The sequence below is a fragment of the Leptospira jelokensis genome, from assembly GCF_004769635.1.
GTDB classification, from domain to species: Bacteria; Spirochaetota; Leptospiria; order Leptospirales; family Leptospiraceae; genus Leptospira_A; species Leptospira_A jelokensis.
This window is the reverse complement of record NZ_RQGH01000040.1, coordinates 21465-34509: the sequence shown is the minus strand read 5'-3', so window position 1 is coordinate 34509 and position 13045 is coordinate 21465. Positions and strand designations below refer to the sequence as shown.

The 13045-nt window shown below is 39.4% G+C and carries 9 protein-coding genes; 1 reads left to right on the top strand and 8 read right to left on the bottom strand.

What is annotated here, in order from left to right; translation table 11 throughout:
- Nucleotides 1-11 precede the first annotated feature (11 nt).
- The 7 genes from EHQ62_RS18100 to EHQ62_RS18065 form a co-directional block, all read right to left on the bottom strand.
- Nucleotides 12-1829: a nitric oxide reductase activation protein NorD gene (locus EHQ62_RS18100; RefSeq protein ID WP_135645460.1), complete on the bottom strand. Its 1818-nt coding sequence runs from the start codon at nt 1827-1829 to the stop codon at nt 12-14.
- 9 nt (nt 1830-1838) lie between these two features.
- Nucleotides 1839-2621, bottom strand: coding sequence for a CbbQ/NirQ/NorQ/GpvN family protein (locus tag EHQ62_RS18095; protein WP_135645458.1), 783 nt, complete (start codon nt 2619-2621; stop codon nt 1839-1841).
- 3 nt (nt 2622-2624) lie between these two features.
- On the bottom strand, nt 2625-3974 hold the full coding sequence (locus EHQ62_RS18090) for a cbb3-type cytochrome c oxidase subunit I (protein WP_135645456.1): 1350 nt from the start codon (nt 3972-3974) through the stop codon (nt 2625-2627).
- Nucleotides 3975-3983: 9 nt separating this feature from the next.
- Nucleotides 3984-4688 carry a c-type cytochrome gene (locus EHQ62_RS18085; protein WP_135645454.1) on the bottom strand — a complete coding sequence of 235 codons (705 nt, stop codon included), beginning with the start codon at nt 4686-4688 and terminating at the stop codon, nt 3984-3986.
- Between the two features lie 421 nt (nt 4689-5109).
- Nucleotides 5110-5853: an acireductone synthase gene (mtnC, locus tag EHQ62_RS18075; RefSeq protein WP_135645452.1), complete on the bottom strand. Its 744-nt coding sequence runs from the start codon at nt 5851-5853 to the stop codon at nt 5110-5112.
- A 58-nt stretch (nt 5854-5911) separates the two neighbouring features.
- The gene (locus tag EHQ62_RS18070; RefSeq protein WP_135645450.1) at nt 5912-7270 is read right to left on the bottom strand and encodes an MFS transporter; all 1359 of its coding nucleotides are present in this window, start codon (nt 7268-7270) and stop codon (nt 5912-5914) included.
- Nucleotides 7267-8292 carry a hypothetical protein gene (locus EHQ62_RS18065; RefSeq protein ID WP_135645448.1) on the bottom strand — a complete coding sequence of 342 codons (1026 nt, stop codon included), beginning with the start codon at nt 8290-8292 and terminating at the stop codon, nt 7267-7269. The genes EHQ62_RS18070 and EHQ62_RS18065 overlap by 4 nt, the downstream gene beginning before the upstream one ends.
- A 126-nt stretch (nt 8293-8418) precedes the next feature.
- Between EHQ62_RS18065 and EHQ62_RS18060 the strand changes: the two genes are divergently transcribed.
- The gene (locus EHQ62_RS18060; protein ID WP_135632526.1) at nt 8419-9228 is read left to right on the top strand and encodes a WecB/TagA/CpsF family glycosyltransferase; all 810 of its coding nucleotides are present in this window, start codon (nt 8419-8421) and stop codon (nt 9226-9228) included.
- A gap of 7 nt (nt 9229-9235) precedes the next feature.
- On the opposite strand, the gene EHQ62_RS18055 is transcribed toward EHQ62_RS18060, so the two are convergent.
- Entirely contained in the window at nt 9236-12913 is a 3678-nt protein-coding gene (locus tag EHQ62_RS18055) for a tetratricopeptide repeat protein (RefSeq protein WP_135645446.1), read from the bottom strand.
- Between the last annotated feature and the right edge of the window lie 132 nt (nt 12914-13045).

The following is a 13045-nucleotide window of genomic DNA, read 5'->3' as shown; positions in this document are numbered from 1 at the left end:
CGAATTAATATTTATACTTGAATGGCCCTTCTAAAAAATTCCTGTAAGGAATCGAGTAACCTTTCGGGTTGGAACAACATTTGGTAACTTGCATTCCGCATCATGGCAGGGATGGTTGGTTTTTCTTCCGTACCAATTGCCAATGTATACACTTGCACACCATTTAACAAACATTCGCCAACTGCCTTATTCACATCTTCAATTCCATACTTTCCTTCATATTGGTCATAGTCATTGGGCCTTGCATCAGTGATTAAAATAATCCACTTTTGTTTGTAACTTAAATCTTTAAAAAATGAATTGGAATGACGTAGAGAAGGACCAACCCTTGTATAACCAATGGGTGATAAAGTCCCCAAACGATCTCTTACAACCTTCCAAGATTCATTCATTTGTTTCACATGAATGAATTGATTATGATTTCTTGTTCGTGAATAAAATCCAGCAATCCCAAAAGGGATCCTTAAATCATCTAAACATTCAGAGAACAATAACAAACTTTCTCTTTCCACATCCAAAATACGTTTATCATGGATCCACGAGTCAGTCGATAAACTCAAATCCACTAAAAAATACAAAGCGATGTCGGAAACATCCCGAATCGGATTCATATAAATTGATTCAGATGGACTTTTTTTGGCTTTCAAATCCGCATACCGGTCTACCAGTGCATCTAAATCAATATCAGCACCTGAAACCAAACGTTTTTTGATTCGCGTTTGGTTCAGTAAGGCAGTCATTTTTTTCTTTAATAATAGTAGGGTCCGATTTTGTTTTTCTAATACTTTTGAAGTGTAAGAAAAATCAAGTGCCTTAGGAAATTCTTCTATCACAGAACAATAATTAGGTTTGTATTGTTTTTGTTTATAATCCCACTCAGGGTATAAAAAAGGTTTTTCATTCTTTGAATCTTCTAAGATTTCTAGTAAGGTCCCAGCCCCCGATTCACTCGTCCTTGTTGTATGAACGGGATCTTCTGTGCGGATGATGTGTTTCAGATTTAGCTCTTCTAAAGCTTCCTCTTCTTCCATATCCTCCTCCCCATCAATATCCCTCCATTGGCCATCAAACTCTTCAACAGTTTCAATTTTTTCAAAATTATGACCTAAGGTATATTCTTCGATTTTTTTCTCATCTACCTCTAAAAGTTCTGCATCACTTGGATCTAATTTTTGTTTCGATTCTTTGGATTCCATTTTTTGTTTTTGTTTATTGGATATAAAATCTTTTCCAACAGGGAAATTGATCTTGGTATTAGAAAGTGAGACGTTTGCTTTGTAAAAAAAGGAAACGATATATTGGTATTGTTTAGAATCTATTTTTCGAAGTAACAAACGATCCTTTCGGATCCTTTTCCAATCAATATAGGCACCAGGGTAACGTTTCAGAAACGAACGAAACAATTGATAAAAAGATTCTTTTAAAAAAACGTTTTGGGTTTGATTTTCCTCCATTGAATGTTTAAGGTTCATGACCTTAAATTCATTCCTACTTTGGCTCTTGTTAGGTGAATGTTCGGAGCCAAACTGTCTCTCATACAAATAAGATAAATAAGCAAGGAGTATTCGTACTTGCATTTTGGTTTCAGCTTCTGAAGAATACCAATGAAGTGTTTCTGGAAATTTTAAATAATTTTGACCTAACGAAATGGTCTCACCACCATACAAAAGCGAGGTGGTTTCTTTCCGTATGGTTTGGAGAAACCGAATGATTTTGATTTCCTCTGTTTCCATTCGATATTCTTCGTATGGACTCGGTGGTGTTAACTTAGCTTTTAATTTTTTCCAAAGTTTATGACCTTGGTAAAAAACAAACTGATCCCATTCCAAATTGAAATCCTAAAAGATTAAATCAAAACTATCTTGTAGGGCTGTCACTGTATCATCATCATCAGTGAGAGGTAAGATAATCGCAGTTCGTCCTGCCATTCGAGAAGGAAGGCCTTTGGCAATCAATTTCGCACAAGATACAAGTAACCTTGTGGATATAGTTTCTGCCAAACCTAACTCAGGTTTATGGCGAACCAAATTTGCGTATTGGACCAATTTTTTAGAAATTGATTCTGAAATTCCAGTTTCTCCTATAATGATTTTTTCTTCTACTGAAGCTTTTGGATAAGGGAAATCCAATCCCAAAAATCGTTGTTTGGTGGATGGTTTTAATTCTTTAAATCCTTTTTGGTAACCTGGGTTATAGGATGCCACGAGTAAAAAATTAGGGTGTGCAACCAACTCTTCATTTTTACGTTCGATGAATAATGTCCTTCTATGGTCAGTGAGTGAGTGGATGGTTACAAGAGTGTCTGGTCTTGCTTCAGCAATTTCATCCAAATACACAATCGCACCTTCTTTCACTCCTGTGGTAAGTGGGCCATCCATCCAAACAGTATCAGCACCTTTTACGATAAATCGTCCAACAAGATCGACTGCAGATGTTTCGTCGTTGCATAAGATTGTGATGAGTTTACGACCCATTTGGTGTGCCATAAATTCTAAAAATCGTGATTTTCCAGATCCTGTGGGGCCTTTTAACAAAAGCGGCAGAGTATTCTCAGCCGCCATTTGAAAAATTTCCACTTCCTTACCAGTTGGTTCGTAATAGGGAATTTTTGTTGTTAACATATGTTAATCTAAATCACCAACATTTTTTCCAAGGGCTTCATTCGATGGAAGTCCATGACGAATGAAATCAACGATAAAGTAAGTGATTCCAAGGGTGAAAAGAGTTGCCGCAAGTAACATTCCAATAAAATGGAAAACGATTTCTTTTTGTACGACAAGAAAATCCATACCCAATTTACGTTCCAAGTAAACTTGTGTGATCCCAGCAACGGCAAGTGCTCCCGTCATTCCTAACATACCAATATTGGATGCCCAAAACGCTAAATACCCAGACATTCCAGTAAATAGTTTTCTACCTGTCATGTTTGGCATTGCGTAAGAAATGACAGCTAACACTAACATGGCGTATGCTCCCCAGAATGCAAGGTGTCCGTGCATTGCAGTAACAAGTGTTCCATGTGTCCATTGGTTGACCGCAGGCCATGTGTGAGCAAAACCCAGAAATCCTGCTCCTATAAATGACATGATGGCACTACCAAGTGTCCAATAGAGAGCAATTTTATTCGGATGGTCTTTCCCTTTTTTGCGATACATATTGAGAGCCCAAATTGCCATCCCAAGGAATGCAAGAGGTTCTAATGCTGAGAAAATACCACCAACCATAAGCCAATACTTAGGTGTTCCAATCCAATAGTAGTGGTGGCCAGTTCCCAAAATTCCAGAGAGGAAGGTGAGACCAACAACTACATACAACCATTTTTCAATGACTTCTCGGTCCACTCCCGTGAGTTTGATGAGTAAAAATGCTAAGATACCACCCATGATGAGTTCCCAAACACCTTCCACCCAAAGGTGAACGACCCACCAACGAAAGTAGGAATCAAGAGTTTGGTTGTCGAAGTAAATCATACCTGGAAGGTATAACAGAGCAGCACATAACAGACCAAAGAAGAGAACCAGTTGTGTTGTACTTCTTTTTTTGGCTTCCCAAATGGTCATGGCGATGTTAAAAAGAAAAGTTAGAACATTGACCACCACAAGGTAATCAAGGGGCCTTGGAATTTCCAAAAACTTTCTCCCTTCCCACCAATTAAAATGAAAACCAGCTATGGCAATCACACCGACTACTACCCAAGAAACGAGTTGGATGTATGCAAGTTTTACACTATACAATTCCCGATCGGATTCTTCCGGGATGATATAATAGGCAGCACCCATAAATCCCGTTAACAACCATACGACGAGTAAATTGGTATGTGTCGCACGTGCCGTGTTAAATGGTATGTAATCATGTAATCCATCCATCCCAATACGAGCAAAACCCATGATAAAACCATATACGATTTGTAATGATAAGAGTAACATACAAGTTGCAAAGAACCAATATGCGACCTTTTGTGATTGGAATCTCATTGTTTCTCCTTATTTTAATGCAGAAAGATAAGTGACGATGTCCTTTCTTTCTGTATCACTTAACGGTAACTTAGGCATATTTGTTCCCGGTTTGAGCACTTGTGGATCAATCAACCATCGATTGAGATAATCGGCATCAAACTTTGATCCTACATGGTCAAGTGCCGGTCCCACATTCCCACCCTTGCCACCTACAGCATGACAGGCGACACAAAGCTGTGAAAACTTTTCTGGTTGGGTTAGTTTGATACTGTTTGTTGTAGTTTGAGGAGGTACGGCTGTTGCTATCGAATCAACTGGGATATTTGGTTTTGGAGGCCAACCATTTGCATCAATCTCTCCAACCCAATCCAAAAAGGCGATGACCTGACCTTTTTCTTCTTTGGTAAAATTGTATTTCACCATTTTTCGTTCCCCAGGGAACATTGCTTGTGGATCATCTAAAAACACATCGATCCAACTAACACCCCTTCGTTCGACTACTTTAGTCAAATCAGGAGCATAATAAGCACCTTCTCCAAGTAAGGTATGGCAACCCATACAATTGTTTTTTTCCCAAATCTCTTTCCCTTTCCGCACATCTTCCGTTAAGTTTTGCGCATTGGTACGGGCATCGTTTTGTCGCACGGAATCGATTGTGAGGAACACAAAGATTGCACTGAACAAAAACGTTCCACCCAGAAAGAATGCCCTTGCTTGCGATTTTGAAAGCATCCTTACCTCCTTTTTTCCATTTTACAAATGTAAGTGCAGATTGTACAAATTGCATTGATTCTAATCAAGTCCTAATTAAATTTTTAGTATATCATGGTTCTCAAATGAGATATTGATCTGAATAAATGAATTTTAGAATCATTAAATTATAAATTAGATCGTTGTTCAAAATCCGAAATACCGTTCATTTTGAACGGTATTCCTAAATAGCGAATCCTTGTTCGTCTCCTTACATAAATTGAATTGAATATTCAATTATATGAATTCAATGTTATCAAAAAGGAGTATCAATAGAACACAAAACAAATGAAGACGAATTGATTTGGTACCCACCTGGTGGAATCCTGATTTGGTTGATCGTATTTGTAGAAGTGATCACCATTTGTATAGGGATCGGATCCTTTGGGGTTTGGTTTTTGACTTAAAAATGATCCCAAACAGGGAAAGGGTGTGGTTTTTGTTTGAGGTTTCCAGGCCGATTTAAAATTACCACATCCATTCCGGTGGCATTTGCAGCTTCCGCTTCTTCGGCAATGTCCGTAAAAAAACGAATTTCGCTAGGTGATGCACCAAGTGTTGAGGCAATCCTCTCATAACTTTCTTTTTCTCTTTTCCCACCCACTGCTGTATCAAAATAGGAAGTGAAATACTCTCTCAAATCACCTAACACTGAGTACTGATAAATCAATATTTGTGCTTCGACAGAACCAGAGGAATACACATGGTTTTGCATTCCAGATTGGATCGCTGATTCTAAAAATTTTGGAACATCTTCATACACAGTACTTTTGATTTCGCCCGACTCATACCCTAATTTCCAGATTTTTCCTTGGACTTCTTTCAATGGGCCAAATTTGCGATCCTTTTCGATGAGATATTCGAAATAAGTAGAAACCAATCCGTTTGTTAGTCCAATGGAAGATTCTCTTAACAAATCCTTTGGATCCAAATTTTTTTCTGAAAATTTCTCAAGTAACGATGGGTCTTGGCTAGAGAAATCTTTTTGGAATTCCATTTGAATCTCTTTCCATTTCACTTCTGCAAACTGGTACTTCCCCAAAAAGGAATGGATGTGCTTTTTTGCATAAGGGAAAAGAACTTCATGGACAAAGGCAATTGGTGCGGTTGTCCCTTCAATATCGAGTAAATTGTGTTTGGTCTGCATATTTCTATTTCTAATCCGATTTCAATTTCAAATGAAACTGTGAATCCATAGCCAATGGCTATGAAACATTTTGTTTCATCATCAAATGCATATTCGCTTCATCTTTTTCATAATTGAAGAAAACCAAAAACCATGCCAAAGCACATGGTATCCAAAAAAGGATGGAGATGGATAGTGCAAGGCCACGATCAGGAGTGAGCCCGAGAATGACAGCTGACATCACAGGTCCAAGCCCTTTCCCTAAATCATCTGTTAGGTTGTAAATAGAAAAGATAGCACTTCTTGACTTTGGTTCATTTACATTGAGTAAAACCGCTCGAACATTTGGGCCAGTTACAGAAATCAGAATCCCAGTTACAATATTCAAAGCGATAAAGAGACCCATGTGTGGAACAATATCAAATGCATACAACAGAAGGATCGCGGGAAAAACACCAAAAAAGGTTGTGCCCATACAAAGTAGAGGTTGGTAAGTTTTTTTAATATTATATAAAAATTGGCCGAGCACCCCACCAAAAAAAGTTCCAATGAAGATTCCAATCGCGGCAAAGGTAATCATACCTGCAGATACTTCTTTTGTTAGGTGGTATGTGTGTTCATAGTAATCGGCCAAATAAACAAAAAAAACACCCCAAGGAATACAACCTGGCAAACCTTGTAAAAATGCCCCTAAATTTGTTTTGTTTTCAAATAAAAGTTTGAAGTCTTTGAGTGTGATTTTGTGTGATAGTTCGTCGACACCTACCTCTTCTGCCCCACCACGTTTTGGTTCTTTACAAAACAACATATAGATACCGACAAAGAAAAAGGAAGGAACAGACATATAAATAAATGATGTCCTCCATCCGTTAATTGGATCTGCACCACCCAAAATACCACCTAACAACTGCCCTACTCCAACACCTAACCCCATCGCAAGAGAAACATAACCTGTCGCAATCGCTCTTGATTGGCTCGAAAAATAATCTCCAATCAAACTAAAAAGTAAAGGGAATATCCCACCAAGGCCAAAACCACATAAGGTTCTTAAAATCAAAAACTGATCATAGTTTTCGGCGTATGCTGTTAAAAAACAAGGTATCTCACCCAAAAGTACAGTCGCAACTAACAAATGTTTGCGAGAAAATGCTTGCGATAAGTATCCCATAGAAAGCGAAACAAGTCCACCAAGGATAAAAAACAAAACAGGAATGATTCCACCAAACTTCCAATCTACTTCATTTGGATCCGTTATTCCAAGAGAAGCTCCAATATTTTTCATATTGGGTGCGATTAAGTTTTGGTCACCAAACAGGAAAAATGCCATACCCATGATCATCCAGAAAGCCAAAATCCCTCTGGCACCATGATTCACAAGTTCGGCAAGACCAAAAAACCGAAGGTAGGTGGTTTCTTGTTTTGATTTTTTTTGGTTCATAAATTGTTTTTCCTTTCTGTTTGTTTGCGATAGACAAAAATAAATGAGAGTGTGAATAGAAGTCCCAAAAATCCAATGACAGCAAAAACCGATAGGTCCCAACTTGTTAATATGGATCCATTCCAAATTTCTGGATTCGGAGAATTGGCCATCGAAGGAAGTGCCTTCCCTCCTTTAAATTGGAACTCAACCGAAGTACCAAATTCAAGAGTGTTTAGAACATAGGCACTAAGGCCTTTCGGAACATCTTTTTCGAGTTTCACTACAGGAGTTTTTTCATTTGTGATCACTTCCATATCTTGTGGTTTCACAAAAATTGGATATTTACCATTTTCCGACTCAATTAACATTCGTTCGCTGAAACTTACTTCAGAATTCGGAATCAAATAGGAAACTTGTAATTCGGAACTTCCTGGTAATACGGCGCGGTCAAGAATCCTTCCTCCATTTGGCCCTTCTGGGACTCCCAATGGTATCGCCATTTTACTCCCAGGTTGTTGGAGTTGTGCCATGATTTCCGTTGCCTCTTTTGCTACAGAATACTCCAAAGCTCCAGCCTTCGGATCATAAGATTTAGGAGGATTACTTACGTTATCAATCAGGAATAATTTAAAAACACGAAGGCCTTTTTTCTCTCGCATAACCTGCATTAAACTTTTGATGGCGATTTGTTTACGATTTGCACCAGTATCATACACTGTCACCTCTTGAGGAGAAGTACGAAACTGTGTGGTTGGCGGGATCATTTTATTATAATTTACGCCTTGGTATTGGATTTGCAAAAGTATCGGTGCCCCTTCCGGCAAATCCATCTCGGGAAATCGAAATTTTCCGTTTTGAGGGCCTATTTCAGAAAGAGGCACCATCGCACCTTGTAAAGCCAACATCCGGATGGAGTCTGCCTTTCCCAATCCTTTTGTCGTACCATTTTGAATGGTTCCAAATATGGAAATTTTTTCCGCATAACTTGCGCTTGAGAGAAGGAAGAGGGCCAAAAGGAGAAAACGATATCGTAAAAACATTTTGATACTTTTTCTCGTTCTCTTCGTTCCAATCCAAGTGAAAAAACGAAAGTTTTTAAAAATTTAGAGGCGACAAGACAGGGTACTGGACATAATGCTTTAGATAGGAAAGGAAAACCTGGCTACATGAAGCAATTGAGCGAAATCGTTCACAATTCCTCAAAAGACGAAAGGGATATACTACTCGAGTACCAAAATATCGATGTTTCCAAATTGGAGACCTTAAATGTATTGGGAATTCCGATCGATAACGTCACAACGGACGAAGCGATTGCCAAACTCTTTCGCGTGCTTGAGAAAAAAGAAGGCATGCACCATGTTTTATTTTTGGATCCCATCAAACTGATGAGGATGCGTCCTAAAAAAACGCTCCACCGCATTGCAGAAAAAGCTGGCACCATTTTGGTAGAAGGTGCGGGGATCGGTTGGATGACAAAAGGCCGTTTGAAAGAACGTGTAACTCCTATTGCCGTTATGATGGATCTCATTCGACTTGCCGAACTCAAAGAATTCACAGCATTTATCTTTGGTGCAAAAGACGAAATCGTAGAACGTATTTATTTTAATCTTACACGGCACTTTCCAAAGGTTCGAATCGTTGGTAGGCACGCTGGCCATCTAGACCGACAACGTGAGATGCGAGTGAAAGAAGCGATTCGTAAAACAGGACCAGACATTATCTTTCTTGCGATGGACTTTCCAGAACAAGAAATTTGGATCGAAAACAATACGGGTTACTTCGGTAAAGCTGTTGTGATTGGTGTGGGTGGCGCCTTAGACATGTTATCTGGTGCTGACAAAAAAGCCCCTGAATGGTTTAAGGAACGTGGTCTTATTTGGTTATGGAGAATCATCGCAAGACCGTATCGTATCCGACGTATGTGGGAAACTTTTTACTTTTTTTTACTTGGCATTCGCGAAAGATTTCGCAAATAACTAGATTTTACTTTTTGATTTGTGCCAACCTGTCAAGTGTTGGTGCAAGCCAATCCTCAAGCAGTGGTTCCCTATCTAATTTCGCACGTGCAAACACCAAGTCTTTATTAGAGTTTGCAATCTCACTAACTGATCCAATTTTTCGTGCTGTTTCCATTGCTTTCCAATAGTATTTTAAAGCATTAATGGTATCTTGTTTTTTCTCGTAAACGGCACCTATATTATTATAAAGTGCAGTTAAGGTTTCATAAACTTCTCTGTGATCTGAGTTTTCTGTGTCAATTCTACCTAAACTTTGTTCTTTAAGTTCAAAATCATCCTTTAACTTGAGATAGTTGCCGAGTGCTGCATTGTATTGTCTTGTATAATAAAATGCATTTCCCTTTCCAAACAATAAGGTAGGGTTATTGTAAATATCTTCTTCCGGTAACTCTGCCCAAAAATCCAAACTTTGTGCAAAATCTCCGTGGTTGTAATCAATCCAACCTAAGTAATAATAACATTCTCTTACAATTTTTGGATCCTTTGTGATATCACGATCAAGGGCAGCAAGGAATGATTCGCGTGCCATGAAGAGACCATTTCTCCTTTCCTTTTCTTCATAAGAAAGTGTTCCAATGCTTCGTTCTGGATAGATTTTTTTGCCAGGGAACTCTCGTATATTGTCTGTTTTGTTGATTCCTGCTGCTTCCAAAAATTGGATTTTACCAAGGTTAAAAGAAATCCTACCTGGGCTTCCTTCGAGTAAGGTTTCATCCTCATCTCTTTCTCCCAATCGATCTCTATAGTTTTGGTATCGATCATCAGACTCACGTAACAATTTCACTGCTTCATCATAATTTTCTGTTTGGATGTAGTACTCCGCCATGAGTAAAACAGCCAAATAATGCCTAATATCGTACGTGGAAGCAAGTTCTAATTGTTTTAAGGCACGAGCTGCTTCTTCCTTTTTAAAATAAAAACGAGCTCTTTGGTAATAACCTTCAGCAAACTTTGATCCACCATCTTTGCCATAGGCAATGTTCAAAAGGTATTCTACGTTATCATCAATTTCCATACCTGTGACTTGGTCTTCAGGGTTGATGTTGTATTTGATTCTTACTTCTTCCGAATCCAAATCAATATAGAAAGATGCAAGTTTTGCCAATACAAAAAGAGAAAGTTCATCCTCAATGTTTAAAGCATTTCGTACCTGTCTATGGTGGTTTAAGACATACTGTGGATTTTTATCACGTTTCCACATTTCGATATAAGTAGATAAAATCCCACCGTGGCCAATTGGATTTTTTGGATACTTTTCAATGATATCATTATAGTATTTAACAGCTGTTCCAAACTCTTGTTTGTTGTAGAAAATTTTTGCAATACCGGCAATTGCATCTACATTGTCAGGGTCTCCGCCATCCGTAAAAACACGTTTGAAGTATTCAATGGCAAGGTGATCGTTTTTGTATTTTTTGCGATTACTACCAGAAGGGACTTCGATAAAATCTTTTCTATGGAACGAATGGAAGGTTCCAAGTGCAATGTAGGTATCAATGTCATGGACATTGTATTTGAGACGAGATGCGATGTAGGCTCCCGCTTTTAATACCTTTCTTGGTACTTTGTCTTGGGACGTTAGGTAAAATGCAAGTTCGGGAAGTGGACGACGCCCTGCGGTTTCTACACCAGCGTCATTCCATTCTGTTTTTTTCGCAAAACTAATGTTTGGTACTTCTTTTCGGTTTTCCCAAGCTCGTTTGTGTTCTTTGTCTTCTGGTTCGTAACCAAAATCAGGTTCAACTTTCCCAAAACATTTTTCAAAGGCACGTTCGTAAAGTCCGGCTTTGGTATATGCTGTACAATATTTATTGAGAAACTCTAAGTTATGTGGGAATATTTCTTCCCCTTTGATGAAATAATTTTCTGCATCAGCAAGTAATTTTTTCTTTTCTAAGGCATCAGTTTCATAACTATATTCTTCGATTTTTTCAAGGCCAAGTGCGTATTGGGCTTTGGCTCGGTATGGAACAATCACATACTTCCATAAAGTCACAATTCCAAATACCAAAAAGATAGCGGCGGCAGAAGATAAAATGGTCCTTCTGATTAACTCACGTTTACGAGCTGCTCCTTCTTTGGTGTAAGCATCTTTACTCGCAATGATGGGAACACCATCTGCCGCAAACTTTCCACTGGAATCACTGAGTTCAACTCTTTCACCAAGTAGTCCACTTAAGAAACTCGCAATGTCTTCAGGTTTTTGTTGGGCCTTGATGAGCTCGATGATTTCTTTTTGGTTCCGAACAGGAATCCTTTGGTTAACAATCGTATCAATGATTGTCCTTCGTAATTTCGGAGGGTAACGAAGTAATTCAGATTGGATGACTGCGAGCTCTTCATCCGTTAAATTTGCTTCGAGAGATTCATCTGGTTCATCCTCTTTGCCAAGAGACATGAGGTCTTCTTCAAACCCACCAGGTCCTTCATCATTTCCACCGAAGTCGTCCATGGAAGAAACTGGCATATCATCAATAGAAGGTGCCAAGTCATCAAAGGAAGGTGCAGCAAGATCGTCATCAAGGCTTGGTGGTTCCATGCCCACACCAAGGTCGCCAAACGGGTCATCGAATCCACCGCCGATGTCAGCAGGTTCTTGCTCCCTCGATGGTTCGGCAGGTGAATCCATACTTCCGAATGGATCATCGCCAAACCCAGTATCAGAGCCTGAACTTGGGGCAGTTGATCCCATATCCGCAAAAGGATCATCACCAAACGAAGATTCACCGGTTGAGGAAGGTGTGGAAAGATCTCCAAATGGATCATCACCACCTCCGACGCTAGAAGAAGGAGTGTCTAAACTTGCAAATGGGTCATCCCCAAATCCTGCACCAGGATCAGAATCTGTGGGAGTGGATCCCATATCGGCAAAGGGATCATCTCCTGCCGGAGTTTCCGTTCCCGATCCAAAATCAAAATCATCAGACGTTGCCTCTGTTTCATCTGCACCAGTATCAAAACCAGCAAACAAGTCTTCGTCGGTAGTTTTAGGAGTAGAGTCGTCATCTCCTCCTAAATTCGCAAATGGATCATCACCAAACTCAGTTGGCTTTGTCTCCTCAATGGGAGCTTCATCTATGGCATCTAAATTGGCAAATGGATCATCACTGGCTTCTGTGCCTGTGTCACTTGGAGAATCAAGATTTGCAAAAGGATCAGCTCCTTCTGCTTCCTTAGCCGGTGCAAACGGGTCCTCCTCGTTTGAGAGGTCTTCGGCCGGTGCATCCATTCCGAAATCATCAAAATCGGAAGGTTCCTCTAAAGTTGGTTCTTTTGGTTTTGGGGTATCTTCCCCTAATAGTTCATCTAAATCGATGCCATCATCTTCTTCTGGTTGGGAACTAGAAAGTTTAGGTGGGCCAAAATCATCATCATCGTCTAAGCCGGCAAATGGATCCGCGTTGTCTGTTTGGCCTTCGTCATCCCCACCGAAATCATCGGGGAGGGCATCGTTTGTTTCCTCATCAGAGGGTTCTTGTCCCTCGGATCCGGAAAAAGGATTTGTATAACCGAGTTTCTCGCGTAGGACCTTCGCCATCGGATTGAGTTCTTCCGAGGACATAGGATTTTTATTGAGAGCCGAAAACATCGTCTCGATTTGTGTGATTTCTTCCGGACTCAATTTATCTTGTGGCTCAGCCATTGCGAAGGTCTATTCCTAATGAATTATCGGCCCCTTCTGAAAATGACAGAATATTTTTTTTATTATGTCAGATCGTTCTAAGAGAAAAAAACCTTTCACTCTCTTTTTTCAATCCTGCCGAAAATAAAGACA